This window comes from Cryobacterium sp. TMB1-7 (assembly GCF_004402435.1).
Lineage (GTDB): Bacteria > Actinomycetota > Actinomycetes > Actinomycetales > Microbacteriaceae > Cryobacterium > Cryobacterium zongtaii.
Genome location: NZ_SOFZ01000022.1, coordinates 51,211 through 77,692, shown reverse-complemented (window position 1 = coordinate 77,692; position 26,482 = coordinate 51,211). Strand labels below are relative to the sequence as shown.

At 68.5% G+C, this 26,482-nt stretch carries 31 protein-coding genes; 16 read left to right on the top strand and 15 right to left on the bottom strand.

What is annotated here, in order from left to right:
• Positions 1–15 precede the first annotated feature (15 nt).
• Entirely contained in the window at positions 16–537 is a 522-nt protein-coding gene (locus tag E3O60_RS09260) for a GNAT family N-acetyltransferase (RefSeq protein ID WP_088456008.1), read from the bottom strand.
• A gap of 69 nt (positions 538–606) precedes the next feature.
• Here E3O60_RS09260 and E3O60_RS09255 point away from each other — a divergent pair, with 69 nt between their 5' ends.
• Together E3O60_RS09255 and E3O60_RS09250 are read left to right on the top strand one after the other, a co-directional pair.
• Complete coding sequence (locus E3O60_RS09255) at positions 607–1,056, top strand: SRPBCC family protein (protein ID WP_088456009.1); 450 nt, start codon at positions 607–609, stop codon at positions 1,054–1,056.
• A 57-nt stretch (positions 1,057–1,113) separates the two neighbouring features.
• Positions 1,114–1,680 (top strand): GrpB family protein, encoded by a 567-nt coding sequence (locus tag E3O60_RS09250; RefSeq protein ID WP_166788876.1) that lies wholly within the window; start codon positions 1,114–1,116, stop codon positions 1,678–1,680.
• 49 nt (positions 1,681–1,729) lie between these two features.
• On the opposite strand, the gene E3O60_RS09245 is transcribed toward E3O60_RS09250, so the two are convergent.
• Positions 1,730–2,209 (bottom strand): MarR family winged helix-turn-helix transcriptional regulator, encoded by a 480-nt coding sequence (locus tag E3O60_RS09245; protein ID WP_088456011.1) that lies wholly within the window; start codon positions 2,207–2,209, stop codon positions 1,730–1,732.
• A 40-nt stretch (positions 2,210–2,249) separates the two neighbouring features.
• Between E3O60_RS09245 and E3O60_RS09240 the strand changes: the two genes are divergently transcribed.
• From E3O60_RS09240 to csrA, 11 genes are all read left to right on the top strand, one after another.
• Complete coding sequence (locus tag E3O60_RS09240) at positions 2,250–3,164, top strand: EamA family transporter (RefSeq protein WP_241993233.1); 915 nt, start codon at positions 2,250–2,252, stop codon at positions 3,162–3,164.
• Positions 3,165–3,196: 32 nt separating this feature from the next.
• Positions 3,197–4,105 (top strand): flagellar motor switch protein FliM, encoded by a 909-nt coding sequence (locus E3O60_RS09235; protein ID WP_241983646.1) that lies wholly within the window; start codon positions 3,197–3,199, stop codon positions 4,103–4,105.
• Positions 4,102–4,875 carry a flagellar motor switch protein FliN gene (gene fliN / locus E3O60_RS09230; RefSeq protein ID WP_103460648.1) on the top strand — a complete coding sequence of 258 codons (774 nt, stop codon included), beginning with the start codon at positions 4,102–4,104 and terminating at the stop codon, positions 4,873–4,875. The genes E3O60_RS09235 and fliN overlap by 4 nt, the downstream gene beginning before the upstream one ends.
• On the top strand, positions 4,876–5,379 hold the full coding sequence (gene fliO / locus E3O60_RS09225; RefSeq protein WP_088456014.1) for a flagellar biosynthetic protein FliO: 504 nt from the start codon (positions 4,876–4,878) through the stop codon (positions 5,377–5,379).
• Positions 5,380–5,471: 92 nt separating this feature from the next.
• Complete coding sequence (gene fliP, locus E3O60_RS09220) at positions 5,472–6,272, top strand: flagellar type III secretion system pore protein FliP (RefSeq protein ID WP_088457969.1); 801 nt, start codon at positions 5,472–5,474, stop codon at positions 6,270–6,272.
• The gene (gene fliQ, locus E3O60_RS09215) at positions 6,272–6,547 is read left to right on the top strand and encodes a flagellar biosynthesis protein FliQ (RefSeq protein WP_088456015.1); all 276 of its coding nucleotides are present in this window, start codon (positions 6,272–6,274) and stop codon (positions 6,545–6,547) included. Before fliP ends, fliQ begins: the two co-directional genes overlap by 1 nt.
• A complete protein-coding gene (locus tag E3O60_RS09210; protein WP_088456016.1) occupies positions 6,548–7,306 on the top strand; it encodes a flagellar biosynthetic protein FliR in 759 nt (252 codons plus the stop codon). It abuts the gene before it with no gap.
• On the top strand, positions 7,307–8,404 hold the full coding sequence (locus tag E3O60_RS09205; RefSeq protein WP_134497858.1) for a flagellar biosynthesis protein FlhB: 1,098 nt from the start codon (positions 7,307–7,309) through the stop codon (positions 8,402–8,404).
• Entirely contained in the window at positions 8,405–10,456 is a 2,052-nt protein-coding gene (locus E3O60_RS09200) for a flagellar biosynthesis protein FlhA (protein ID WP_134497856.1), read from the top strand.
• Complete coding sequence (locus E3O60_RS09195) at positions 10,431–11,519, top strand: hypothetical protein (RefSeq protein ID WP_134497854.1); 1,089 nt, start codon at positions 10,431–10,433, stop codon at positions 11,517–11,519. Before E3O60_RS09200 ends, E3O60_RS09195 begins: the two co-directional genes overlap by 26 nt.
• A gap of 4 nt (positions 11,520–11,523) precedes the next feature.
• Positions 11,524–11,796 carry a carbon storage regulator CsrA gene (csrA, locus tag E3O60_RS09190; RefSeq protein ID WP_088456020.1) on the top strand — a complete coding sequence of 91 codons (273 nt, stop codon included), beginning with the start codon at positions 11,524–11,526 and terminating at the stop codon, positions 11,794–11,796.
• Positions 11,797–11,915: 119 nt separating this feature from the next.
• Here csrA and E3O60_RS09185 read toward each other — a convergent pair whose 3' ends face one another.
• The 5 genes from E3O60_RS09185 to E3O60_RS09165 all read right to left on the bottom strand — a co-directional run bounded on the left by E3O60_RS09185 (position 11,916) and on the right by E3O60_RS09165 (position 17,365).
• Entirely contained in the window at positions 11,916–12,989 is a 1,074-nt protein-coding gene (locus tag E3O60_RS09185) for a glycosidase (protein WP_134497852.1), read from the bottom strand.
• Positions 12,990–12,991: 2 nt separating this feature from the next.
• A complete protein-coding gene (locus E3O60_RS09180; protein ID WP_198415035.1) occupies positions 12,992–13,825 on the bottom strand; it encodes a carbohydrate ABC transporter permease in 834 nt (277 codons plus the stop codon).
• A gap of 110 nt (positions 13,826–13,935) precedes the next feature.
• Complete coding sequence (locus tag E3O60_RS09175) at positions 13,936–14,907, bottom strand: carbohydrate ABC transporter permease (RefSeq protein WP_134497850.1); 972 nt, start codon at positions 14,905–14,907, stop codon at positions 13,936–13,938.
• Between the two features lie 5 nt (positions 14,908–14,912).
• Entirely contained in the window at positions 14,913–16,235 is a 1,323-nt protein-coding gene (locus E3O60_RS09170) for an extracellular solute-binding protein (protein ID WP_134409057.1), read from the bottom strand.
• Positions 16,236–16,315: 80 nt separating this feature from the next.
• Positions 16,316–17,365, bottom strand: coding sequence for a LacI family DNA-binding transcriptional regulator (locus E3O60_RS09165; protein WP_240632442.1), 1,050 nt, complete (start codon positions 17,363–17,365; stop codon positions 16,316–16,318).
• A 142-nt stretch (positions 17,366–17,507) separates the two neighbouring features.
• On the opposite strand from E3O60_RS09165, the gene E3O60_RS09160 reads away from it, so the two are divergent.
• On the top strand, positions 17,508–18,980 hold the full coding sequence (locus tag E3O60_RS09160) for a lipase maturation factor family protein (protein WP_134409055.1): 1,473 nt from the start codon (positions 17,508–17,510) through the stop codon (positions 18,978–18,980).
• Positions 18,981–19,007: 27 nt separating this feature from the next.
• On the opposite strand, the gene E3O60_RS09155 is transcribed toward E3O60_RS09160, so the two are convergent.
• The 8 genes from E3O60_RS09155 to idi are packed head-to-tail and all read right to left on the bottom strand — an operon-like array spanning position 19,008 to position 25,163.
• Positions 19,008–19,376 carry an RNA-binding S4 domain-containing protein gene (locus tag E3O60_RS09155; RefSeq protein WP_088456025.1) on the bottom strand — a complete coding sequence of 123 codons (369 nt, stop codon included), beginning with the start codon at positions 19,374–19,376 and terminating at the stop codon, positions 19,008–19,010.
• Positions 19,377–19,407: 31 nt separating this feature from the next.
• Entirely contained in the window at positions 19,408–20,322 is a 915-nt protein-coding gene (locus E3O60_RS09150; protein WP_088456026.1) for a prenyltransferase, read from the bottom strand.
• The gene (locus E3O60_RS09145) at positions 20,319–20,669 is read right to left on the bottom strand and encodes a lycopene cyclase domain-containing protein (protein ID WP_088456027.1); all 351 of its coding nucleotides are present in this window, start codon (positions 20,667–20,669) and stop codon (positions 20,319–20,321) included. The genes E3O60_RS09150 and E3O60_RS09145 overlap by 4 nt, the downstream gene beginning before the upstream one ends.
• Positions 20,666–20,992, bottom strand: coding sequence for a lycopene cyclase domain-containing protein (locus E3O60_RS09140; protein WP_370028239.1), 327 nt, complete (start codon positions 20,990–20,992; stop codon positions 20,666–20,668). The genes E3O60_RS09145 and E3O60_RS09140 overlap by 4 nt, the downstream gene beginning before the upstream one ends.
• Positions 20,992–22,641, bottom strand: coding sequence for a phytoene desaturase family protein (gene crtI, locus E3O60_RS09135; protein ID WP_370448640.1), 1,650 nt, complete (start codon positions 22,639–22,641; stop codon positions 20,992–20,994). Before crtI ends, E3O60_RS09140 begins: the two co-directional genes overlap by 1 nt.
• Entirely contained in the window at positions 22,638–23,546 is a 909-nt protein-coding gene (locus E3O60_RS09130; protein WP_088456029.1) for a squalene/phytoene synthase family protein, read from the bottom strand. The genes crtI and E3O60_RS09130 overlap by 4 nt, the downstream gene beginning before the upstream one ends.
• Positions 23,543–24,589: a polyprenyl synthetase family protein gene (locus E3O60_RS09125; RefSeq protein WP_088456030.1), complete on the bottom strand. Its 1,047-nt coding sequence runs from the start codon at positions 24,587–24,589 to the stop codon at positions 23,543–23,545. Before E3O60_RS09125 ends, E3O60_RS09130 begins: the two co-directional genes overlap by 4 nt.
• Complete coding sequence (idi, locus tag E3O60_RS09120; protein ID WP_088456031.1) at positions 24,582–25,163, bottom strand: isopentenyl-diphosphate Delta-isomerase; 582 nt, start codon at positions 25,161–25,163, stop codon at positions 24,582–24,584. The genes E3O60_RS09125 and idi overlap by 8 nt, the downstream gene beginning before the upstream one ends.
• An 82-nt stretch (positions 25,164–25,245) precedes the next feature.
• Here idi and E3O60_RS09115 point away from each other — a divergent pair, with 82 nt between their 5' ends.
• Positions 25,246–25,818, top strand: a complete 573-nt coding sequence (locus E3O60_RS09115; RefSeq protein ID WP_166788875.1) for a MarR family winged helix-turn-helix transcriptional regulator — start codon at positions 25,246–25,248, stop codon at positions 25,816–25,818.
• A gap of 65 nt (positions 25,819–25,883) precedes the next feature.
• Complete coding sequence (locus E3O60_RS09110) at positions 25,884–26,411, top strand: adenine phosphoribosyltransferase (RefSeq protein WP_088456033.1); 528 nt, start codon at positions 25,884–25,886, stop codon at positions 26,409–26,411.
• Positions 26,412–26,482 lie beyond the last annotated feature (71 nt).

Genomic DNA, 26,482 nt, shown 5'->3' with positions numbered 1-26,482 from the left:
CGGTGAGACAGGTGCTCACAAGACGCGTCCATAGATGACGACGTCCAGCCTGTCGGCGCCGATCGGCAACGCCTGACGAAGAACTCCCTCTCGTTCGAACCCGAGCCGTTCGGCAACGGCAGCGCTACGTCTATTACCCACCGCCGTTCGAATCTCAATGCGGCGAACAGCAACGGATTCCGCGTGCTCGATCATCCGGGCACAAGCGCGAGTCACTACCCCGCGCCCCTCTGCTTCTTCGTCGATCCAGTAGCCAAGCTCGGCAGTGTGCAGACACGCATCGATTCTCAGAGATACCGATCCGATGGCCGTGTCGCCGCGCAGGATCATCCCAGGTACTGCGGACCCTGTGGCGAACTGCTCGAGCTGGAATTGTGTATACGCCGCGGTTCCCTCCAACGTCTGCTCGGTCTGAGCCCATGGCTCCCACTCGCGAAGTCGATCGAGGTTTTTGAGGGTGAGATCACGCATCTCCGTGACACTGTCCTCGGTGCGCAATACCAGCGCATATCCCTCACCCAAGTCACCGAATTTCATTCCTCCAGCCTCCCGCACCGAGATCGAATTCACCAGGCACGTCTTCACCGCGCTGATAGATTGTGCGCCATGTCGGTCTCGTTCGAATGCGCCACAGAGTCCGTGCTTGCTCCTGAACGCCTCTTCGATCTCGCACGGGACATCACCGCTCACACGGATTCCATGTCGGGTTTCCGGGAGACGGCGGTCGGTGGTGTCCACAGTGGGTTGATCGGCCTCAACGAGGACGTCACCTGGCGTGCGTGGCACTTTGGGCTACCGCTGCGAATGACAAGTCGGATCACCGCCATGAGCTCGCCGCGAAGTTTCACCGACGAACAGACGCGCGGGCCGTTTCGCTACTTCACCCACGAGCACGTATTTCGCCCGCACGGAGAAGGCACTCTCATGATTGATCGGGTGTCGTTTGCGGCGCCCCTGGGGCTCCTCGGTCGGGTAGTCGAACGCTTGGTGCTCGCCAACTACATGCGGAAACTGATCGAGCAGAGAAACGCGTTTCTGCAGAAGATCGTCCGTTAGGTGTCCCGTGACCGAAGTGCGTCACGACCCCTGAATTTCGAGGGCGAGAATGTCTCTATGAGCAGAATGCGCAAGCCGCGGCGTCCCGATGTCACGACCGTCGAGCTGGTCGGGGGAGCCGAGGCGCTCACACTCCAGCTCCACCCCTATGACGTGCGCTGGGCGGGCACCTATCTGGAACACCGGCGGCGGATCAGCGACGCTCCCACGGTAGGGGAGATCGGGATCCAGCACATCGGTTCCACCTCCGTCCCCGGACTGGCAGCGAAGCCGATCATCGACATCGTGGTCACGGTGGACGACATCACCGCTGAAGAGGACTACCTGGATGCGCTGTTGGACGCCGGATACGAACTGCGGGTCCGCGAACCGAGACATCGCCTCGTGCGCACGCCGGCACGCGACGTGAATGTGCACCTCTTCGAACACGACGATCCTGCCGTGGACGGCTACCTCCTCCTGCGTGATCATCTCCGTACCGATACGGAAGACCGCTCCCTCTACGAGAACACCAAGAGGGAACTGCTCAGCAAACGGTGGGACGACATGAACGATTACGCCGACGCCAAGACTGAGGTCGTCATGGCTATCAAAGCGCGAGCGAGGGCAGCGCGCGGACGCTGATGCCGGGTCAGCAGGTCCGGAACGGGCCGAGGGGTTCCCGCCGGAACAGTCACTCCGAGGGGGCGAGTCGAGCCAAGAGATCAGCGAGGGTCTCCCGCTCGGTTGATGTGAACAGGGAAAGAATCCGCTCCTCGGCCGCGAGGTGATCGGGGAGAACCCTGTTCAGCAGCTCATGTCCGGGCTCCGTGAGCTGCACGAGTTTTCCCCGACCGTCATCGGAGCTGGGTTTCCGGGTGATGAATCCCGCGGCCTCCAGGCGGTTCAAACGCTGCGCTACGGCGCTGCTGGAGATCATGCTGCTTGCGGCCAGCGCTGCAGGGCTGATCCGATACGGTGCACCCTGACGCGCCAGAGTCGCCAGGACGTCGAAAGTGGCGGAATCGATGCCGTGCCTTGCAAAGGTCGCCGAAAGCCGCGCGTCCACTATCGCGGCTGCACGACTCAGACGTCCGATCACGGCCATCGGTGACGGATCCAGATCGGGTCGTTCAATGCGCCACTGCTCGATGATGTGGTCAACATGATCCATGAACTCAGCTTATAGCTAAGGACTTAGCTAGTATTGCTAAGTGCTTAGCAAACGAATGTCTCTCCTCCTGGTCACCGCTGCCGCGCCCGTGATGTGGGGCACGACGTATTACACATCGACCACTTTTCTCATTGGGGGACACCCCCTCCTCACCGCCACTCTGCGCGCGCTTCCCGCGGGTGTCGTACTGCTCGGCGTCTCGCGCCAGCTGCCACACGGGGCGTGGTGGTGGAAATCGGCCGCACTGGGCATTCTCAATATCGGTGTCTTCTTTGCGCTGCTGTTCGTTGCGGCAGAACGGTTGCCCGGCGGTGTCGCTGCGGTCGTCGGCGGCATCCAGCCGCTGCTCATCGCGGTGCTCGCATCCGGCGTGCTCTCTGAGCGCGTGGGGAGCAGAGTGATTGTCGCCGGTGCAGGAGGGTTCGCCGGGGTCGCGCTTATCGTGTTGCGCTCTCAGGCTGGCCTCGACCCCATCGGAGTGGCCGCTGCGATCGGGGGCGCGGTCTCGATGGCGATTGGAGTGGTGCTCACCAAGAAGTGGTCTGACGGTCAGTCGCCTTTGGTCACCACCGCGTGGCAACTGCTCGCCGGCGGGCTCTTCCTTGCACTGTTGACCACCGTCCTTGAGCCCCTCCCGGCGCTCGCCCCTTCGCTGAGCAACATCGCCGGCTACACGTATCTCTCGCTCGTCGGTACTGCGCTTGCCTACCTGCTCTGGTTTCGCGGCATCAAACTGCTGCCCACCCACATCCCGGCATTCCTCGGCCTGCTCAGCCCCATCGTCGCACTGACCATCGGGCTTGCCGCCGCCAACGAGACCCTGACCTGGATCCAGGGCGCAGGCGTCGCGCTCGTTTTCGCTTCCGTCACAACGGTCGTCAGTCCTTTCCGTTGCAGCCCGACGAAGCTACGAAAGAAACGGCTTTGGCATCGGCAATTTTGCCGACGCCGCTAACATCCGTTTCCGACCGGCCGATAGTGCCAGTCGTGACGGTCCAGGAACACATCAGCACCGGCGTGCCCGGAAAACCCGCGCGGGCGGTGGAAGTCTACGACTTCAGCCGGCCGACGACGCTGGCCCGTGACCACGCCAGGGTGCTGGAGCTGGCCTTCGAGACCTTCGCCCGCCAGTGGGGCACCCAGCTGACCGCCCAGGTGCGGGTGATCTCGCAGGTCACCTGCGAGCAGGTCGTGATGAGCGGCTACGACGAGTACGCGGCCTCACTGCCGGCCACGACCACCATGGTGCTCTGCACCGTCGAGGGCCTCGAAGCGCAGGCCGTCCTCCAGTTCCCATCCGCGGCGGCGCTGTTCTGGGTCGCCCACATGCTCGGCGGCACCGGGCTGCCCGCACCGCCGGAGCGCCCCTTCACCCAAATCGAACAGGCCCTCGTTCGCCGGCTGATGGACGACGCCCTCGAGGACCTGCGTTACTCGCTCGGCGGCCTGCTCACCCTGCCCATCGCGGTCGGCGGCATCCAGTACAACTCCCAGTTCGCCCAGGCCGCGGCCACCTCCGATCTGATGATCGTGGCATCCTTCATCATCAGGGTCGGCGACAAGACCACGGCGGCGACCCTGGCCCTGCCGGCCGAGGCGCTGCTTCCCCAGCTCGGCGAGCCCGGTCCGCCGGTGTCGGCCACCCCGCCGGTGGACCTGCTGCGCGCCCAGCTCGGCTGGGTGCCCGTCGATGTCTCGCTGCGCCTGGCCCACGCGCGGGTGCTGCCGAGCGCCATCCTGGCCCTCGCCGTCGGCGACGTCCTGCCGATCCCGCATCCCACCCACCGGCCGCTCGACCTGGTGGTGGATGGCCGCACTCTCGCCCGGGCTGCCGTCGGCGCCACAGGCTCCCGCCTGGCCTGCATCATCATCGACACCGAGGAAAAGACTCCATGACGATTCATAGCCCCGCCTCCGCCCAGTCACCGTCAGCCGCCCGCGGCACCGGGGTTCTCGGCTCCGGGCTCTCCGACGGCGTCGCGGGTGCGGCTGTCGACGCCCTGCTGACGGTGCTGCCCACGCCCACCGTCCTCACCGCGGCGGCCGGTTCCGGCACCGTCGTCCTCGGCCGCGCCGGGGGAGCGGTGCACGGCGCCGTCGTCGCCTCGTTCGTGGGCGCCACCTCCGCCGACCTCGCCGTGGTGCTGGCCGATCCGGGCTCCCTCGACGCGGCGGCCGGCGCCGACGGCGGACTCGTCTCACGGGAGGACATCATCCGCCCGGCCCTCGAGCGCGCCGCGGTCGTCCTCGGCCTGGGCGTACTGGGCGACGCGCGGATCGACGATGCCACGACGCTGTTCCTCGACCCGGAGACCGTGGTCTTCGATCTCACCGGCGCCGGCGTCACCTTCGGCTGGTTCGCGATCCGCCTGCGCCAGAACGGTACGGCCGTCGCGGCCGGCGACCGCACCGTGGTCGGCAACCTCGGCCGCATCAACAGCGTCGAGATGGCGCTCACCGTTGAGATCGGCCGCACCCGGATGACGGTACGCGACGTGCTCGCCCTCGAACCCGGCGCCGTCGTCGAACTGGACCGGTCCGTCGGATCGCCCGCCGACATCCTCCTCAACGGCCGGCTGATCGCCCACGGCGAGATCGTGGTCGTCGACCAGGACTACGCGGTTCGGATCACCAAGATCCTCGACGTCGCCGAGAGCCTGACCTAGGTGGACACCGTCGTCGTCGCCCTGCGAGTGATCCTGTCCCTGGCCGTCGTGCTCGGGCTGCTCTGGGTACTGCAACGACGCCTGAGCCGGGGCGCCGGAGCGCGCGCGAACAACGTCGTCACCGTCGTGGGCCGGCAGGGCGTCGGCCAGAAGGCATCCGTGGTGGTGGTGGATGTCGACGGCCGCCGCTTTGTGCTCGGCGTCACCGAGCAGTCGATCAACGTGCTGCACGACGCCGAGACCGACCACGGCGCCGCCCGGGCGAGCCGCCCCGTGCGGGCCGGCTCCGGCAACGATCGGTCGGCGGTGGCGTTCGCCAGGTCGCTGCACGCCGCATCCGGTGGCCCGACCCTCGTGCCGCCGGAAACCGAGATGCCGGCCGACGAGCCGCCCCTCACCTTCCGTCCGCGCAAGGACCGCAGCGCCGGCGCCCGGCTCGGCGGCTCCATCCTCTCGCCGTCGACCTGGCAACAGACCGCCGCCCTGCTCCGGCCCGGCCGGTGACCACCACGAACCACCCTCCCGGCCGGTCAGAGATCGCGGCTCACGCCGCCGCCGTGCGGGAGCGGCGCCGGCGGCTGGCCCGCGTCTTCGTCATGGTGGCGCTGGTGCTCGTCATCGTCGGTGCCCTGCAGCTCCTCGTCGCCTCGACCGGGCACGCGGCGCAGCTCACCGAGCCGATCGCGCCCACCGACCCGGCCACCCCCACACCGGCCGCCACCCCCGGCGCCGGCCTGACCGTGGAGATCAACGGTCCGAACGGGGCGCCGTCCTCGGCCATCGTGACCCTGATCGGCATCACGCTGCTGTCGGTGGCGCCGGCGCTGCTGCTGATGATGACGTCGTTCACCAAGATCTTCGTGGTGCTCGCCATGACCCGCAACGCCCTCGCGCTGCCGTCGATCCCGCCGAACCAGGTGCTCGCGGGGCTGGCCCTGTTCCTGTCGCTGTTCATCATGTCGCCCATCCTCACCGACATCAACACCGACGCTCTGCAGCCCTACCTGAACGGGTCCATGACCTTCGACGACGCCGTCACGACGGGGTCGGAGCCGCTGCGCACCTTCATGCTCGCGCACACCAGGCAGGAAGACCTCGCACTGATGGTGCGCGCGTCCGACCAGCCCAACCCGGCCAACCCCGCCGCGGTGTCGCTTCTCACCCTGATCCCCGCGTTCATGATCTCCGAGCTCCGCGCGGCATTCATCATCGGCTTCGTGATCTTCATCCCGTTCCTGGTCATCGACCTGGTGGTGTCGGCCGCGCTGATGTCGATGGGCATGATGATGCTGCCTCCGGTAATGATCTCGCTGCCGTTCAAGATCCTGCTCTTCATCCTCGTCGACGGCTGGGGCCTGGTCATCACCACCCTGGTCAACAGTTACCGGGGTGGCTGATGGACTCCAACGCCGTCCTGGACATCGGCCTGCAGGCCATCGTCGTGTCCGCCAAGCTCTCCGCGCCCATCCTGATCACCGCTCTGGTTGTCGGCTTCGCCATCTCCCTCGTGCAGTCGATCACCCAGATCCAGGAGGTCACGCTCTCATTCGTGCCCAAGGCCATCGCGGTCTGCTTCGCCATGCTCATCTGCGGGCACTGGATGATCTCCGAGATCGTCTCGTTCACCACCAACCTGTTCGACAAGATCCCAGGCCTGATCGGCGGAGGCTAGGTGAACATCACCCTGGACTTCGCCTGGCTGGAGGCGGTGATGCTGGCCGGGGTGCGCATGGTCGTGTTCCTCGTCATCGCGCCGCCGTTCTCGTTCAACGCGTTCCCGCTGCGCATCAAGGGCATGCTCTCGATCGGCCTGGCCCTGGCCGTGGCCCCCAGGGTGGTGCCCGGCTACGTCTCGCCGGACACCGGAGGGTTCATTCTCGCGTTGCTGCTGGAGATCGTCGTCGGCGGGGTGCTCGGCTTCCTGGTGCTCGTGGTGTTCTCCGCGATCCAGTCGGCCGGTAACCTCATCGACCAGTTCGGCGGCTTCCAGCTGGCGCAGGGCTTCGACCCGCAGTCGATGGTCAACGGCGCCCAATTCACCAGGCTCTACCAGATGACCGCGCTGGCGCTCCTGTTCGCTTCCGGCGGCTATCAGCTGATCTTGGGCGGCCTGGCCCGCTCGTTCGCCGCGCTGCCCGTCGGCGGCGGCATCGACCTCGCCGTGCCGATGCAGGCGATCACCGCCGCCGTCGGCCAGATGCTGCTCGCTTCGGTGCAGATCGCCGGCCCGCTCATCGTGGTGCTGTTCCTCGCCGACGCGGGCCTCGGCCTCCTCACCCGGGTGGCCCCGGCGCTCAACGCCTTCGCGCTCGGCTTCCCGCTCAAGATTCTGATCACCCTCACCCTCGGCGCCGCCGGGTTCATGGCCCTGCCCGGCATCGTCGCCTCCCTCACCGACGACGCCGTCGCCGGCATGTGGGGGGTGGGCTAGATGAGCGACTCCGGCGAACGCACCGAACAGGCCACCGAGAAGCGGATGCGGGAGGTGCGCTCCAAGGGCCAGCTGGCCCGCTCGCAGGACCTCACCGCCTGGGTCGGCATCGGCGCGGCCGCGGTGATGATGCCGATGACCATCGAGGCCGGCGCAGCGGCCGGTCGGGCGCAGCTGTTCGACATCCGCGCCGTGGCCGAGAACCCCGACCCCGAGCGGGCCCTGCAGCTGCTCGGCGAGGGGCTGGGCGCAATGGGCGGCATCCTCACGCCCATGCTCGCCGTGGTCTGCGTGGCGGTGCTGGCGGGATCTGTCGCGCAGGGCGGCATCCACGTGAAGAAGATCGCCGGAAAGTACGATCAGTTCAACCCGGTCACCGGGCTCGCCCGCACCTTCGGCACCCAGGCGCTCTGGCAGGGCGTGAAGGCCCTGCTCAAGACCATCGTCGTCGGCGTGGTGCTCCTGTCGGTGATCCAGGGCCTGACCCCTGTACTGATGACCGCGGGGGGCCTGCCGGTGAACGTGCTGATCGGCGCGGCTGGGGACGGCACCGCCGCGCTGGTGCAGTCGGCGGTGATCGCCGGGCTCGTGCTGGCCGCCGCCGACGTGTTGGTCGTGATGCGGCGGAACCGCAAGCGCACCCGGATGACCAAGAAGGAGGTCACCGACGAGCACAAAAGCTCAGAGGGTGACCCGATGATCCGCTCGCAGCGTCGTGCCCGCCAGCTGGCGATGAGCCGCAACCGCATGATCGCCGCCGTAGCCACCGCCGACGTCGTGCTGATCAACCCCACCCACTTCGCCGTCGCGCTCCGGTACGAGCCCGGCAAGTCCGCACCCCGGGTCGTCGCCAAGGGCGCCGGGGTGATCGCCGCCCGCATCCGCGAGCAGGCCGAGACCGACACGGTGCCCATCGTCAGGGACATCCCGCTCACCCGGGCGCTGCACGGTGCCTGCGAACTCGGCCAGGAGATCCCGGTCGAGCTGTACAACGCCGTGGCCCGGGTGCTCGCATTCGTCCTGGCCCTCAAGACACGCGGCTCCCGGGCCGGCGTGCACACCATGACCCAACCCTTTCGTTCCTCGGAGGCCACCTAAGTGAACAGCACGCTCGCAAAACTCGCCGTTCCCATCGGGGTGGTCGGCATCATCCTGCTGCTGGTGGTGCCCGTCCCCGCCGGGCTGCTCGACGTTCTCATCATCGTGAACATCCTGCTCGCCCTGGTGACGCTGCTCACCACCATGTTCGTCAAGAAGCCGTTGGACTTCTCGGTGTTCCCGTCGCTGCTGCTCGTGGCGACCCTGTTCAGGCTCGGCCTCAACGTCGCCTCCACCCGGCTGGTGCTGGGGGAGGGCTATGCCGGCCAGGTGATTGCCTCGTTCGGCCACGTCGCCGTCGGCGGGTCGATCATCATCGGCGCGGTGATCTTCCTGATCCTGGTGGTCATCCAGTTCGTCGTGGTCACCAAGGGCGCCGAACGTGTCGCGGAGGTGGGCGCCAGGTTCACCCTCGACGCCATGCCCGGCAAGCAGATGGCCATCGACGCCGACCTCAACGCCGGCCTGATCACCGATGTGCAGGCCAAGGACCGGCGCGCCGAGGTCTCCGCCGAGGCCGACTTCTACGGCGCCATGGACGGCGCCTCCAAGTTCGTCAAGGGTGACGCCATCGCCGGCCTCATCATCATCATCATCAACCTGATCGGCGGAATCGCGATCGGCATGCTGCAGCGCGGCATGGAGGTCGGCGACGCTCTGAACACCTACGCCCTGCTCACCATCGGCGACGGCCTGGTCACCCAGATCCCCGCCCTGCTGATGGCCGTGTCCACCGGCATGATCGTCACCAGGTCCAACGCCGAGTCCGACATCGGTGCCACGGCGTCGGCCCAGCTCACCCAGTCGCGCACCGCGTTGATGATCGCCGGCGCCGCCGCGATCCTGATGGCGCTCATCCCCGGCATGCCGATCATCCCGTTCATCATCGTCGGCGCCGGCCTGATCATCATCTCCCAGCGGATCAAGGGCAACGAGGCCAAGGCCAAGGCCGGCGCCGCGTCGGCGGCGGCCATGGAGAGCCTCGCGCCCCGGTCGGACACCGCCGAAGACCTCATCGAGCAGATGCGCGTGCACGCGCTGGAGATCCAGCTCGCCCCCGACCTCGTCGACCTGGTCTCCGGGGCCTCCGACGATCTGCTGGCCCGGGTGCGGGCACTCCGCCGCAAGGTCGCGATCGACCTCGGCGTGGTCGTGCCGCCGGTGCGCACGAGGGACAACATCGACCTGCCGCCGTCCACCTACGCCATCCGCATCGCCGGGGTCGAGGCCGGCCGCGGCGTCGCCCCGGCCGGCAAGGTGCTCGCTCTCGGCGACAACCTCGAGTCCCTGCCGGGCACCGCGACCGTCGAGCCGGTGTTCGGCCTGGTCGGCAAGTGGGTGCCGGGTGAGATGCGGCCCCGCGCCGAAATGGCCGGCGCCACCGTCATCGACAGGGTCTCGGTGCTCGTGACGCACCTGTCCTCGATCATCACCGGCAACGCCGCCCGGCTGCTCACCCGCGAAGACGTGCGGGTGCTCACGGATGGCGTCCGCCAGGTCAGCCCGTCGGCCGTCGACGACCTGATCCCCGGCCTGCTGTCGCTGGCCGAGGTACAGCGGGTGCTGCAGGGGCTGCTCGCCGAGCAGATCCCGATCAACGACCTGCCCCGCATCTACGAGGCCCTGTCGGTGCGGGCCAAGGTGTCCGGCGATCTCGAGGGCCTCATCGAGGCGGCCAGGCAGGCGCTCGGTCCCGCGCTCACCGCGCTGTACCTGGACGGCGCGGTGCTCCGGGTGATCATGATCGAACCCGGGCTGGAGCAGTCCATGCTCGAGGGCATGCGCCCCAGCGACCAGGGCAGCCAGATCATGCTCGACCCGGTTCGGATCGACGCGATCCTCGGTTCGCTCCGAACGGCCATGGCCACCGTCGAGGCGAGCGGCCTCACGGCAGTGCTGGTCTGCGCGCCGGCACTGCGACCGGCCATTCGCCGCCTGGTGTCCGCCCAGGCCGGCGGCCTGCCGGTGTTGTCCTACGAGGAGGTCACCTCCGCGCGGGTCGCGATCGAGACCGTGGGGGTGGTCCGTGGAACCGAGACGATTGCGGCTTGAGGGCGCCACCCTGCCCGAGCTGCAGGCCCGGGTGGTCGCCGAGCATGGCGACGGTGCCCGCATCATCGCGGCCGAGCAGGTCACCGTGGGCGGCATCCGCGGCTTCTTCGCCAAACGCCACATCGAGGTGACCGTTGAGGTGCCCGCAGACGACCCCGCAGACATCCTCGCGGCGGTCCCCTCGGGGCGCCGGCGCGCAGCACACAACCGCGACGAGCTCAGCACCCGCCTCGGCATCGCGGCACTGCTCGACGATGCGGATGATGCCGAGTCGTTGTTGCACAGCGACCGGGCACCCGGGCCGACCATCGGTGGCACCGGCAGTGGTGCCGCTTCGAACAGCCCCGCTTCGACCGGCGCCGCTTCGACCGGCGCCGGCCCGGCCCGGCGCCGCGCCCGCCAAGCCGCAGCGTCACCGGATGTCGTGTCGACGGATACGCCGGACTTCGCCCGGCTGATGGACGAGTTGACCTTCGCGACGTCCCCCGCCCGGGCCGCCCAGCCTGTGGCTGTGCCGACGCCGGTGCCCTGGGCTGCCGTGGCGCCGACCGACGCCGCGGCGGCCGCCGCACCCCAGGATTCGGTGAAACTCACCCCGGGGGCGCCGCGGATCCTGGCCGGCCCCGGCGACCTGGTACTGCTCATCGGGCTGCACGACGATGTCCTCGAGGCCGCCCGGCTGATCTCCAACGGACCCACGGCACCGATCTTCGACGGCACCGACCACGCCGTGACCGACCGGCGGTCGGCCCTCGCCGCGCGGGCCAGGGGAGTGGAACGAGGCCGCGGCATCCTCGTGGTCCAGGGCCTGCCCGCCGGTCCCGTGGCCGCGCTGGGGGCCGACCAGGTCTGGGCCGTGGTGCACGCCGGCCGCAAGCCCTCGGACACCGCCCGTTGGGTGCGGGATGCCGGAGCCGACGTCAGCATCGACGGCATCGCGGTGCTCGGCATCGAGACCACCGCCACCCCGGGAACCGTGCGGGAACTGGGCCTGCCGATCGGCTGGCTCGCCCCTGCGCCCGCGGCGTCCGCCGGGCCGTCTGACCCGTTCGCGATAGGCTGAGCGGATGCTGGTTCTCACGCGCAAACAGGGGGAAAAGATCCTCATCGGTGACGACATCGTCATCACCGTGCTCGACGTCCGCGGCGACAGCATCCGCCTGGGCGTAGACGCCCCGCGGGGCATCTCGATCCAGCGCGCCGAGATTCTCAAGGCCGTCACCGAGGCCAACCTCGAGGCCAACCTCGCCGCGGACCGGGACGACCAGGTCGCGGCCGACCAGCTCAAGTCGAGCCTGGGCCTGCTCCCCGCCGCCCCGCCGCCGCCAGCCCAGCCCTAGCCCTAGCCCGAGCACTCCGGCCCGAGCCGAACCGCCGCCAACTGTTGCTCAAACGGACAATTGCGCCCGGCGTACCGGGCGCAATTGTCCGAACGGGCAACAGTTGTTGCTCGCGGGGCCTACTCGGCGTCGCGGCGGTCGAGCCTGGCCACGCCGATTTTCGAATCGGCCATGCCGTAGAACACGAATAGCTGCCCGTCGATCTCCTCGATCGCGGTGGGGAACACCACGTTCGGCACGATGCCGCTGGTCTCGTCGGCGGTCTCGGCCTTCAGCAACGGTTCGCTCGTGCGGCTGAGCACGGTCGTCGGGTCATCGGCGTCCAGGATCATGCCCCCGGCGGCGTAGTTCACCTTCTGCTGCTGGTCGAACGCCTTCGCGAGGATGCCCGTGACACCGTGGTGCAGCAGCAGCCAGCCCTCCGGCACCCGCAGTGGCGCGGGGCCGCCGCCGATCTTAAGCTCCTCGAAGGCGAACTCGGGTCCGGCCAGAAACCGGTGCCCGCGCCAGAAGGTCAGAGCCGAGACATCCGTCACCACGTCGGCGACGGGCACGTAGCTGATCCAGATGCTCTGCCGCTGGTCGGTGACGCCGGCCGGCACCCGGATGCCCTCACCGGGCTTGGTCTCGTCCAGGTCCCACATCGGCCGGTGCAGCACCGCGAAGCTCTCCACGCCGTCCGGCGCGGTGACGGGCTCGGGGAAGAACACGGTGTCCTTGTTGTGGAACAGGTTCAGGTCCATGTCCAGGGCCTCGTCGTAGGCGAACAGGGCCGGGCCGAGCCTCCGCCAGTCGCGCAGGTCCTCCGACACGGCCACCGCGGTGCGCGGGCCCAGTGGGCCGTAGGCGACGTAGGTCATCACGTGCAGGCCAAGCCGTGGCACGAAGGTGACCCTGGGGTCCTCGACGCCGGCGGTGTTCGCCCCGCGCTCCCAGCCCCGGTCGGGGGCGAGGACCACGCCCTCCCGCTCGACGCCGGTGGGCACGCCGTTCTCGATGATGACCCGGGCCAGGCCCACCCTGGAGACGTTGCCGGCGGCCACGAGCCGGGGGAGCAGGTACAGGGTGCCGTCCGGAGTGTGCCCGCTGCCGGGGTTGAGAACACCTTCGGCCTCGAGTTCGTTGCCGTCCTCCGGCGTCATGATGACGCCCATCCGGGTAAGGGTGTACGGGAAGGGTGCTGGTGTGCTCATGACTAACCTTTCACGCCCGAGCCGATGTCGCTCGAGACGAAGTGCTTTTGGAAGATGATGAAGAGGAGGACCATGGGGGCCGCCAGCACGCAGGCGCCGGCGAGGACGGCGCCGATCGGGTTCGCCGCGGTGCCCGCGATGTTGGTGAGGTAGTTCGCCAGCGAGACCGCGAGTGGTTGCAGCGAGGCTTCCTTGGTGATCAGGAACGGCCAGAGGAATTCGTTCCACGGGCCGATGAAGGTCAGCAGCACCACGGTCAGCAGCGCCGGCCGCACGAGCGGGAGCGCGATACTCCACAGGATCTTCAGCTCGCCGGCGCCGTCGATCCGGGCGGCGTCGAAGAGGGCCTTCGGCACCTGCAAGAAATACTGCCGGAACACGAGTACCGCCGTCGAGTTGATCGCGAACGGAAGGATCATGCCCGCGTAGGTATCGGCCAGGCCGTAGTCCCTGGCGATCATCACGTAGAGCGGGATCATCAGCAGCTGGAAGGGAATCACCTGCACGAGCAGCATCAGCCCGAAGGTGACGCCGCGTCCGCGCCACTCCAGCTGCGCCAGGGCGTAGCCGACCAGCACACCGAACACGACGGTGCACAGGATGACGCCCCCGGCGAAGATCCCGGAGTTGACCAGTCCCTGGAACAGATTGATGCGGCTGTTGATGTCGACGTAGTTCTGGCCGGTGATGTTCGCCGGGTTGGGGAATGCCCCGGCGATGGTCGGGTCGGGTGCTGTCTGCAGGGAGCCGATCACCATGTAATAGAACGGGAACAGGAACAGCAGGGCACCGATGGACAGGACCACGTACCGCAGGATGTTCTGCCCCCGGCTCATGCCGTCGACCTTGCGGACGCGGGGGCGTCCGGTTCCTGCACGCACGTTTTTCGCCTTAGCGTGGTCTGCTTTGGCGAGGTCCGCTGCGACCGCCGGATTCTGTGCGTTGCTCATGAGTCGTCTCCTCCGGCCAGCTTGCGTTGGGCGAATGCCAGGATGAGCACGCCGATCACGAGGATGACCCCGATTGCGGCGGCAATTCCCGGCTCGCCCTGTTCGATGCCACGCTGGTACATGATCAGTACGGGCGACGACGAGGCCCCGTTCGGGCCACCGCCGCCGGTGAGCAGGTACGGCTCCGTGAAGAGGTTCGCGCCGGTGACCGTGGCCAGGAGCAGGACCAGCACGGTCGCAGGCCGCACGCCCGGCACGGTGATCGAGAAGAACATGCGGATCTTGCCCGCACCGTCCGTGGCCGCTGCCTCGTACAGCTCGTCGGAGACGTTCTGCAGGGCGGCCAGGTAGAGCAGGATGAAGAAACCCATCTGCTTCCAGGTGACGAAGATGGCGATCGTTGGCATCGCCAGGAGCGGGTTGATCAGCCAGGTCGGTTCAGGCGCCAGCGGACCGAGGATCTGGTTGACGAGGCCATTGCTGTTGAACAGGAACAGCCAGACGACGACGACGGCGACGCTGGCCGTCACGTACGGCACGTAGAAGGACACCCGCAAGAACGTACGGGCATGCACGACCTTGTTCAGCGCCGTGGCGAGCACCAGTGACAGCACCACGGTGAGGGGCACGTTGATCAGCAGGAATATGGCGACGTTGCCGAACGAGCGGATGATGGCCGGGTCGGTCAACACCTCCTGGAAATTCGCCAGCCCGACGAACGGTCGGTCCACTACGGCGCCGGGAGCGGCGAAGAAATAGTCGTGGAACGACATGTAGAAGGCGAAGACCAGCGGGTAGGCGAAGACCAGGAGCACGAAGAGCAGGTAGGGGGCGCTGAGCAGGAGCCCGAGGGGATTCCTTCCCAGCGGCTGGCGCCGACGGCCCCGGCGGGGGCCCCCGCCGCCAGGCCGTGCGGGCCTGACGGCGGGGTTCGGGGTGACGCTCCCGGAGGAGACGGTCGAGGACATCAGACTTACGGCTCCGCGATCAGTTCATTGACCTTGTCTGCCGCAGCGTCGAACGCCTCGGTGACGTCGCCCTCACCGCTGATGACCGTCTTCGTCCAGGCATCCCGGAAGGCCTGCCAGGCGGCGACGGAGTTCGGCACCTGCGGCACCTCGACCGTGCGTGACGCCTGGTCACCGAACTGCTCGTAGGCCGGGTTCGCCGCGAAGTAGTCCGGGTAGACCTCGGGGAGGTCCTGGCGCAACGGCATCTGGCCGGTCAGCTCGAGCAGCTGGCCGTCTTGCTCCTCGCTGGTGGCGAATTTCAGCACATCCCAGGCCGTGGCCTGGTTCTCGCAGGCCGTGAACATGCCGACGTTCTTCGCGTCACTGAAGGTGTAGGCGTCCTCAGGGGCGACGCCGGAGCTGGTGGGGAAGGGAACGGCGCCCCAGTTCACGACATCCTTGTAGACGGACACCGCCCACGGTCCCGCGCTGGCCATGGCGGCCACGCCGTCCGCGAACGAGTCACCTGTGTACTTTTCCTTGCCGGCGAGGTTCTCGGCGTATACGGTCTTCCAGAATTCGCCGACCGCGACACCCTCGTCCGAGTTGAAGGTGGCTTCGCCGTCTTCGACGAACAAGGTGCCACCGGTCTCGTTCCCGTAGGCCGGGTAGAAGTCGAACCAGCTCTGGAAGAACTCGCTCGTTGCCGACGGGTTGATGGCGTACTGCGACACGCCGGCGGAGACCAGGGTGCGCGCGGTGGCCAGGAACTCGTCGTAGGTGGCCAGCTCGGGGTTCTCCGGGTCCAGCCCGGCCGCGGCGAAGAGGTCCTTGTTGTAGAACAACATCACCGGGTTGGATTTCCACGGCATCTGGTAGAACTTGCCGTCCTCGCTCGCGTACTGCTCGGCCAGGTCGCCGGTGCGTTCCTCGATGTAGGAGTCGCCGTCCTCGAAGCTGCTGAGGTCGACCAGACCGCCCTGCTTGACGAACTGCGGCACCGCGACCGGGGCGGTGTTGAAGATCAGGCAGGGGGCATTGCCGGCGGTGATGGCGGCGCCGATGACCTCCTCGCTGCTCTTGCCGGCCGGGATCTCCTGGGCCTTGACCTGCTCGTCGGGATTGTCGGCGTTCCAGGCGTCGACCATCGCCTTGCCCCATTTGACTTCGTTCTCGTTGTTCGAATACCAGATGGTGATGTCGCCGCGTTCCGTGGCCGAACCGGAGTCGCCGCCGCTGGAACAGGCGCCCAGGGTGACGATCATGGCCGCTGAGGTGGCGGCGGCGGCCAAGAGTCGCCGGGTTGCTCGCGCACTACGGTGCGGTCTTGTGGTGCTGCTGTGCATTTCCTTCTCCATTCATGAATCCGCAGCGGCTCTGCTGCGGCATGGTGTGTAGTTGACAAGGCTCTGTGCAGGTGGGACGACTAGCGGGGTGCAGGGACGGACGCCGAGTTTCGGATGATCAGCCGGGCGGCGGGGAGGTCGACGTCGTCGGCGCTTCCGGTGCGGATGAGCCCGAGGAGCGTGGCGGCGGCCGCGCGGCCCCAGACCAGGGGAGTGGCGCCGACGGTGGTGAGTGCCGGGTACACGTACCGTGCGAATTCGATGTCGTCGAACCCGGTGATCGACACATCCTCCGGCACCCTGATGCCGAGTTCCTGGGCCACCCCGATGCCGGCGATGGCCATCGGGTCGTTGGCGAAGACGATGGCGGTGGGCGGTTCGGACTGACTGAGCAGCCGCCGTGCGGCGTCGGCGCCGGCGGCGATCGAGAAGTCGGTCTCCATGATCTGGCCGTCCCCGAGACCGGCCGCGCGCATGGCGCTGGTGAAGGCCTCCTGCCGCCGGCTGCCGTGCAGCATGGCGGGGCTGCCGGCGACATGGGCGATGCGCCGGTGGCCGAGACCGGCCAGGTGGCGCACCGATTCCGCGATGCCGTGGGTGTCGTCGATCGACACGGCGGGGAACGGGCTGGGCTGGTCGGGCCGGCCGAGGGTGACCGTGGGCAGCCCGAGGTCGGCCAGGCACTGGATGCGCGCATCGTCGATGCGCAGGTCGCTGAGGAACACCCCGTCGACACGGCCGTCCGAGACCAGGGTGCGGTAGGTCTGCAGCTCGGTCTCCTCGTCGGGCACCACGCTGAGCACCAGCGCGAGTCCCTCCGGGGCGAGAACCGTTTCGACACCGGCGATGAAGGAGGTGAAGAACGGGTCAGACCCGAGCACCTCCGGGTCACGGGCGATAACCAGGCCGAGCGCGAAAGACCGCTTCGACGAGAGCGACCTGGCGCGCAGCGACGGTGTCCAGCCGAGGGCTTCGGCCACCTGGAGGATCCTGGCCCGCGTGTCGGCCGCGACGCCGGGCCGGTCATTGAGCGCGAACGAGACGAGGCCCTTGCTGACCCCGGCCTCCCTGGCCACATCGGCAATGGTCACCTTTGCGGAGCTCTTGACCGAATCCTGGGTGGACTGCACGGGGCCTCCTCGTTGATGGCGACCGGGCCGCATCCTCGGATGCCTGAACCGGTTTAGGGCCAACCTATACCGGTTTAGTCGGCGAAGTCAAGCACTTCTCACATTGAGGCGGCGGCCGCCCGAGCCTAGGGTGAACTGCACCATGGACTGGTTCGGAACCGGGGACTACGACATCGCACGTGAGGTGCTGCAACGGGGGATCGCCGCCATCTTCCTGGTCGCGTTCGCCTCGGCCTTGGCCCAGTTCCCGGCCCTCCTGGGTGACAACGGACTGCTGCCGGTGCGCGATTTTGTCGCGCGGGTGCCGTTCGGCCGTAGCCCGAGCCTGTTCCACTGGCGCTACTCCGACCGGCTCTGTCGCCTGGTCGCCTGGTCGGGGATCGTCCTGGCCGCTGCCGTTGTGCTGGGTCTGCCGCAGCTCGGCCCGGCCTGGCTGGTGATGATCGTGTTCCTGCTGCTCTTCGCCGGCTACCTGTCGATCGTGAACGTGGGGCAGACCTTCTACGGGTTCGGCTGGGAGAGTCTCCTGGTCGAGGCCGGTTTCGTCGTGGCGTTCCTGGGCTCTGCCGACGTCGCCACGCCGCTGCCCGTCCTGTACTTCCTGCGCTGGCTGGTGTTCAGGCTGGAGTTCGGTGCCGGCATGATCAAACTGCGTGGCGGGCGGGAATGGCGTGACCTCACGGCGCTGTTCTATCACCACGAGACTCAGCCGATGCCCAACCCGGTGAGCTGGTTCGTGCACCACCTGCCCCGGTGGTTCCATCGCGGCGAGGTGCTCGCCAACCACACCGTGCAGCTCATCGCCCCGTTCCTGCTGTTCGCTCCGCAGCCTGTGGCCTCGGTTGCGGCGGGCGTCATCGTGCTCAGCCAGCTGTGGTTGGTGCTCACCGGCAATTTCGCCTGGCTGAACTGGATCACCATCGTGCTGGCCGCCGCGGCGGTCGATGATGCTGCCTTCCGGTGGGTCGGCGGGCTGTTCGTTCCGGCCCTGCACGCGCCGGAGTCGGCGGCCGCGGCGGGGGAGCAGCCGGCTTGGTTCGTGGTTGTGGTGCTCGCCGTGACTCTCGGCCTGCTGGTGCTCAGCTACTGGCCGGCCCGCAACCTGCTGCGCCGCCGGCAGCTCATGAACGCGAGCTTCAACCCGTTCCACCTGGTGAACGCCTACGGTGCGTTCGGCACCGTCACGAAGGAGCGGTTCGAGGTGGTCGTCGAGGGCAGCGACTCCGCCGACCCGCGGGACCCCACGGCCTGGCGGGCCTATGAGTTCCGCGGCAAGCCCGGTGACGTGGCCCGGGTGCCAGGGCAGTTCGCGCCGTACCACCTGCGGCTGGACTGGCTGATGTGGTTCCTGGCCCTCGGGTCACGCGAGTCCCGGTGGTTCGAGGTATTCCTGGCCCGGCTGTTGCAGGGCGACCGCGCCACCCTGCGGATGCTCGCGCACAATCCGTTCGCCGCGGCGCCGCCGCGCTACGTGCGTGCCCGGGTGTTCCTGTACAGGTTCAGCACGCCGGCCGAACGCCGGGCCGAGCACGTCTGGTGGGTGCGTAGTGAGGTGGGCACCCTGGTGCCGCCCGTGCGGCTGCCGGCCGACACCGAGGACGGCAGCGCGTCGTGACACGGCCTGGCTGGGCGGCCCGGCCGCTCAGTGCCCGCGCAGCTCCTCGATCTCGCGGCGCTCACGCTTAGTGGGCCGGCCGGCGCCGCGGTCGCGCATCGGCACCAAGGCCAGCTCCTCGCGTGGTGGCGGTGGCGGTGTGTTGTCCACGAAGCACTCGGCGGCCACGCTCGGACCCACCCGCTTGACGATGATCCGCGACACCACGAGAACCCTGTCGAAGCCGTTGGCCCGGATCCGCACCTCGTCGCCGGGCTTGATGGATTGGGCTGACTTGGCCCGTTCCCCGTTCACCCGAACGTGCCCGGCCCGGCAGGCTGCAGTGGCCTGCGAGCGGGTCTTGTACATCCGCACCGCCCAGGCCCAGCTGTCCACCCGTGCACTGCTCAACTCCATGCCTAGACTCTACGCGGGCCAGGGCTCAGGGTCAGCGCAGCACGACCCAGAGGATGAGCAGCATGGTCACCAGGAACCCCGTGAAGAAATTCAGCCGCAGGAACCGTTTCCAGCCGTTGTTGGCCCGTTCGGACTCGGCGTCGCTGATCGACCGGTACGGCCAGGCGGCGAGAACGTAGGGGATCACCAGCAGTGCGGCGAGCGGCCCCGGCCAGTCGGTGACCAGCATCAGCACCCCGGCCAGCAGCCAGAAACCGATGGCCAGGCGCACGGTCTGCGCGGCACCGAACGCCGTCGCGATCGAGCTGATACCGCCCTGCCGGTCGGGTTCGACATCCTGCACGGCACCGAAGGCGTGGCTGGCGATGCCCCAGAAGAAGAACGCCGCCAGCACCGCGACGAGGTCTGGCGTGACCAGGGCGCCCGCCACGGCGAGCCCGTACACTGCCGGGCTCACGAAGTGGATGCTCGAGGTGACCGAGTCCAGCACCGGCCGCTCCTTGAAGCGCAGCCGGGGTGCCGAGTACGCGACCACTGCGAAGAGGCTGATCATCAGCACCAGCCAGGACCCGGGGTTCGCGCCGGCGAGCACGAGCATCAGCAGGAGTACCGGCACCGCCGTCGCGACGCCCGAGATCAGCACCGTGCGGTGCAGGCTCTGTTCGAGCATGGCGCCCTCGACGCCGCCCTTCCGGGGGTTGCGCAGGTCGGATTCGTAGTCGAAGACGTCGTTGATGCCATACATGAGCAGGTTGTAGGGAATCAGGAAAAACAGGGTCCCCACCACCAGCAGCGCGTCGATGCGGCCCGTCGTGACGACGTAGGCGGCGGCGAACGGGAAGGCCGTGTTGATCCAGCTCAGCGGGCGGGACGACAGCAGCACCTGCCGAAAGGTGTGGCCGAGTCCGGCCGCCGCGGCGCCGGTGGGGGGAATCGACTCGGTCATTCGTCCTGCTCCGATCGTGGGGTGGTCCGGCGGCGTATGGGCGGCCGGGTGTCGCCGCCGAGCAGCGACCAGACGGCCGGAAGCAGCAGGGCCGCTGCCACCGGATACGCAAAGTCTTCCACTGGCGCGATTCCCACGAACACTCCGGAGATCAGGGCCGGGTCGTACGCGACGAGCCCCACCCCGATCATGATGTTATCGAAGACCGCGGTGAGCACGAGCACAGCGACCAGGGCGAGCCCGGATGCGGCGTAGAGCCGTCTGGAGGCCGGCCGCCGCCACAAGGCCGCGGCAGCCGCCAGCACCGCGAGGCCGAGGAAGATCGTGTTCAGCGTCAGGTAGTTCACGCGGGGTGCCGCCGCTCCAGCAGCATCCGAGCGCCCTGCAGGGCATTCATGAACAGGTAGCAGAGGAAGGTCAGGAAGAAGACCTCTTCGATCGGCAGCTCGGGGGCCACCTGCAGACCGGTCATGAAGACGGTCTCGCCGCGGTAGAAGATGCCGGTACCGATACCGACCAGGTCCCAGGCCAGGAAGAACACCACCCCCGCCGCGAGCACGACGGCCGCGGCGCGGGGCGCCCGCCAGAAGAACAGGCCGAACCGGCGGTCGAGCACGACCATCCCGGTCAACGACACCAGCAGCGCAAGCAGATACGCGAAACCCAGCATCAGTGCAGAACGGCGGCCAGGGGCTCGGGCAACGGCCCGGTGCTCACGTCCCCACGAATCCGCTTGAGCAGAATCTCGGCGCTGATCAGGCACATCGGCAGGCCGATGCCGGGGATGGTGGTGCCACCGGCGTAGTACAGGCCGTCGATGTGCTTGGACACATTGGTGCCGCGGAAGAACGCGCTCTGCTTGAGGGTGTGCGCCGGTCCCAGCGCCCCGCCCTTCCACGAGTTGAGGTCGTCGGCGAAGTCGGCCGGCCCGATGGTGCGCCGCACCAGGATGCGCTCGGCGAGGTCGGGGATGCCGGCCCACTCGGCCAGCTGGCCGATCGCGGCATCCGCGATGCCCTCGACACCGGCCGAACCGGCGCCGTCGATACCACCGTGGCCGATGCCGGTGTCGGCGGGCACCGGGATGAGTAGGAACATGTTGCTGGCACCGTCGGGCGCCACCCCGGGGTCGGTAGCGCTCGGCAGGCAGGCGTAGAACGACGCCGGGTTGGGCACCGAGGTCTCCTTGCCGAAGATGCGGTCGAAATTGTCGGCCCAGTCCTCGGTGAAGAACAGGGTGTGATGAGCGAGCTTGGGCAGCTCGCCGCTCACGCCGAGCAGCACCAGCACGGCGCCGGGGCCCGAGGTGCGCTTCTGCCACCAGCGCTCCGGGTAGGTCTGCTTGGCCGGTTCGACCAGCTCGGTTTCGGTGTGGTGCAGGTCGGCGGCCGAGACGACCAGATCGGCATCCAGTCGCACCGTCGCACCGGCCGCGTTGGTGTATGTGACACCCTCGACGGCGGCCTTGGCGCGCCGGCCGGCAGGGGTGGGCCCGCTGCGGATGGCCTGCACGGTGGCACCGGTTTCGATGGTGACGCCCTCCGCTCGGGCCAGATCCACGATGCTCTGGATGAGCCGGCTGAAGCCGCCCTGCGGGTAGAGCACACCGTCGGCCAGGTCGAGGTGGCTCATCAGGTGGTACATCGACGGGGTCCGGTCGGGCGAGGAGCCGAGGAACACAGCCGGGTAGCCGAGGATCTGGCGGATGCGCGGGTCGCGGAAGTAGCCGGCAACGAATTTGTCCAGCGGCTGCAGCAGGAGGCGGCCGAGCCGGCCCATCCTGGAGAGCACGTCTTGCACCAGCAGGGGCTTGAACGAGGCGAAGCTCGTGTACAGGAACCTGTCCACGGCCATGTCGTAGGTTTCCTTGGCGCTGGCCAGGTACTTCTCCAGGCGGGCGCCGGCACCGGGTTCGAGGCTCTCGAACAGACGGATGTTGTCGGCCCGCTCCGCGCGCACATCCACGGGCTCGGTGTCCGATTCGAAGAACACCCGATAGCCGGGGTCGAGGCGGGTCAGCTGCAACTGCTCGGCCGCGCTCGTGCCCATCAGCCGGTAGAAGTGCTCGAACACCTCCGGCATGAGGTACCAGGACGGACCGGTTTCGAAGCGGAAACCTTCGGCCTCCCAGAAGCCGGCCCGGCCGCCGAGCGTGTCGTGGGCCTCCAGCAGGGTGACCTGGTGGCCCTCCCTGGCCAGGAGTGCCGCGCTGGCCAGGCCCGCGATGCCGCCCCCGATCACCACAGTCCTGGTCGGCGCGTGTGTGGCCGGCGCTGTTCTGGTCGGGGCGGGGCGGGGCTGGCCGGTCTGGCCGCTCACCGTCGCCACGCCTGCGGGCCGAGCGAGGACGAGAGGGCGATCATCAGTTTCTCCGGATCCGGCACCCGAACGCGGGTGCTCATCAAACTCTGGGCGGGGGTCTCCCGCAGTTTCGCAGACAACCGGGCGAATAGCCGGTGGGCGGCGGTGACGGCGCGGCGGCTGCCAGGAGGCAGGAGCGGCAGCACCCGCGCGGCGGCGTCGAGGTCGGCATCCATGTCGTCCAGCAGCAGGTTTTTCTGCGATTCGGTGAGCCGGGTGAGGTCGATACCCGGGAAGTAGTTGCGCCCCAGCGCATCCCGGTCGGCGGCCAGATCGCGCAGAAAATTCACCTTCTGGAACGCGGCGCCGAGGCTGCGGGCACCGTGTTCGAGGACGGCCCGCTCCTGCGGTGTCCGGGGGGACTCGCGCAGAAAGCTGCGCAGGCACATCAGCCCGACGACCTCCGCGGACCCGTAGATGTACTCGGCGACACCCGCCTCGGTGAACGGGGCCGGGTCGAGGTCTCGACGCATCGAGGAGAAGAACGGGCGGGTCAGGGCCGGGTCGATGCCGACCCGGCGGGCGGTGACGGCGAACGCGTGCACCACCAGGTTGGTGCTGAAGCCGCGCGCCATCGCGCGCTCGGTTTCGTGCTCGAGATCGTCGAGCAGCTCGCGCTGTCCGGCCAGGTCGATGCCTGCCCCGCTGGCGGCGCCGTCGACAATCTCGTCGGCGATGCGCACGAGCGCGTAGATGCTGCGCACCTCGTCGCGCCGTGCCGGGGCGAGCAGTCGGGCGGCCAGGCCGAACGAGGTGGAGTACTGGGCGATCACCGTATTCGCGCTGGCCAGCGCGGCGGCGTTGTAGCTGTCCAGGCCCGTAGTCTCCGCGCCGACCAGGGAACCGGCCGTGTCGCGGCTCATTTCTGCCGCGTCACGGCGCTGAGGGCGAGCTGGGTGAGGGTGGCGCGCAGCTCGTCGGGCATGAGCGGGCCCTGCAGGGCCTCAACCGCACGGCTGGCGTACTCCCGGGCGAGAGCATCCGCGGTGTCAGGGGCTCCGCAGTCGCGGAGGTGCCCGCGCACCAGTTCGGCCTCGGCCTCGGTGAGGTCGTCCTTGCCCAGGAACGGCGCGATCAGGGGCCACCGGTCGGTGGCGCCGGCGTGCGCGATCAGGGCGGTCTGCTTGCCCTCGCGGAGGTCCGCGAGAACGCTCTTGCCGGTCCTGGCGGGGTCGCCGAACACGCCCAGCAGGTCGTCGGTGAGCTGGAAGGCGACACCGATCAGGCGGCCGAACCGGCCGAGGGCGTCGATGGCCTCCTCCGGCGCGCCGGCCAGGACCGCGCCGGCCTGCAGGGGAGCCTCGAAGGAGTAGATCGCCGTTTTGTGTTCGAGCGTGGTGACGACCTGGTCGATCGTGAGGGGGTCCCGGCTGACGGTGTTGGTCACATCCGCGAGTTCGCCGGCTGCGGAGACGAACACGGCCCGGTCGAGCAGATCGAGCAGCCGGCCGCGCAGTTCGGCGGGCACCGGCAGCAGGGCCAGAGCGCGATGCGCCTCGCTCAGGGCCAGGTCGCCGGCGAGGATGGCCGCTGTGGCGGCCCAGGCCTCGGCCTGCCCGGTTGCCGCACCGTGCGCGATGGCACGTTCGGTGAACCGGCCGGCGATGTTGGCCATCCCGCGGCGGGACAGGTCGCGGTCGATCACGTCGTCGTGGATAAGGAACGCCGTGTGCAGGAGCTCGAAGCTCACCGCGACGGGTGTGGACAGGGTGCGGTCGGTGCCGCCGAAGCCGTCGTAGGCGGCCAGCACCAGGGCGGGCCGGACCCGTTTGCCGCCGCGGCTGGCCTGGTCCAGGGAATCCCAGAGCGCGACGTAGTGGTCGCCGTAGTCGCTGGCGCGCAACCGGGCCGCGGCGAAAAACCTGTGCAGTTCGGTTTCGACGCCCAGCGTCGCGATCTCATGCACGGAAGGTCTCCAGTTCGCGCATCTGCAACACCATCCAGGGACTGAAAGCGAACGGACTGGCCAGCACCGAGCGTCGCAGGGTCTCGGGCTGGGTCCAGGTGAATTCCATGACCTCGTCGGGGTTGGGCACCGGATCCGCGGATGCCCGCGCCAGGTAGACCGGGCACACCTCGTTCTCGACGATGCCGCTGCTGTCGGTCGCGCGGTAGCGGAACAGGGGCAGGGCCAGGTCGATGCGGTCGATGTCGAGGCCGAGTTCGAAGTCGGCGCGCCGGTGCACGGCGTCGGTGAGAGTCTCGGCCGGGGCCGGGTGGCCGCAGAAGGAGTTGGTCCAGACGCCGGGCCAGGTCTTCTTGGCCAGTGCCCGCCGGGTCACCAGGACCTCACCGCGAGCGTTGAACACGTAGCAGGAGAACGCCAGGTGCAGGGAGGTGTCGGCGCCGTGCACGCTGCTCTTGGCGGCGGTGCCGATCTCGCGACCCTCCTCGTTCAGCAGAACAACCAGATCGTCGGCAGGGGCGGCGTGCCGAGATTCGATGGTGTCGAATTCGATCGTGTGTTCTGCTGTGTGCATCACGGGACTTCCTCTCGTGCAGCCAAGATACCCGAAAAAGTACCTAACCGAGTTAGCGATATTCGAGGCTAGCATGGTGCCTATGCCTCCCGCCGTCATACCCGCCGCGGAGCCGAGTCGAGTCGGTTCCGACGCGTACTGGTACCCGGATGCCGCCGCCGGTGCCGGCCCGGAGCCGGTCACCGCGGTCGACGTGCTCCGCGCCGTGCGCAGGTTCCGCGCGGCCGACGTGGCGATGCGCATCCGGGCGCGCTCCGACATGGACATGAACGACTCCGACCTGGTCGCCCTACGGCACCTGATCGCGGCAGAGGAGCGCTCGGAGCCGATCGGCCCGAAGGACCTCAGTGCCGTTCTCGGCATCACCTCGGCAGCCACGGCCAAGCTGCTCTCGCGGCTGGAGGCATCCGGTCGGCTGCGCCGGGAGCCGCACCCCAGCGACCGGCGTGCGCAGGTGCTGCACGCCACCCGGCGCGCTCACGACGAGATGCGGCGAACCCTGGGAGCGGCACACCAGCGGATGCTGGCCGCCGCCGAGAAGCTCACCGCGCCGGAGCAGCTCGCCGTGGTGCGTTTCCTCGACGAGCTCAGCGGAGCGATGGACGAGCCGGCCGACTCGGCCGCGCCCGACACCGACGCCCCCACCGCACCCTGACTCGCGGGTTTGCGGCGGCTGCCGGTGGCCGAGGGGCTAGGAAGCCGGGCGGTACCCTTGAGTACGTGATTATTCCCGCCGCCCAGCACGTGCACACCCTCCTCGCCTCGTATCCGGACTTCCCCCAACCCGGGATCCTGTTCCGTGACCTCAACCCGGTTTTTGCCGATGCCGTGGCCTTCCGAGCGATCATCGACGACCTGAGTGAGCGCTACCGGGGCCAGTTCGACGCCGTGGCCGGCATCGAGGCCCGCGGGTTCCTGCTCGCGGCCGGGATCGGTTACGCCGCCCAGTGCGCGGTCCTCGCGGTGCGCAAGGGCGGAAAGCTCCCCGGCACGGTGCTGACGGAGGAGTACGACCTGGAGTACGGCTCGGCACGCCTCGAACTGGAGGTCGGGCAGCTGCCCGCCGGGTCCCGGGTGCTCATCGTGGATGACGTGCTGGCCACCGGCGGCACCGTCGCGGCCACCGCGCGCCTCATCGAACGGGCCGGCTACCTGACGATCGGTGTCGGCGTGGTGCTTGAACTGGCCGAGCTCGACGGGCGTAGCCGTATCGGCGACGCACCCGTGCACACCATCGTCTCGGTCTAGGCGCGCGCTTTGTGACCCGTGTCGCACGGTTCCTTCGGCACGGGTCGTCTCCGATGGCACAGTTGTTGCTC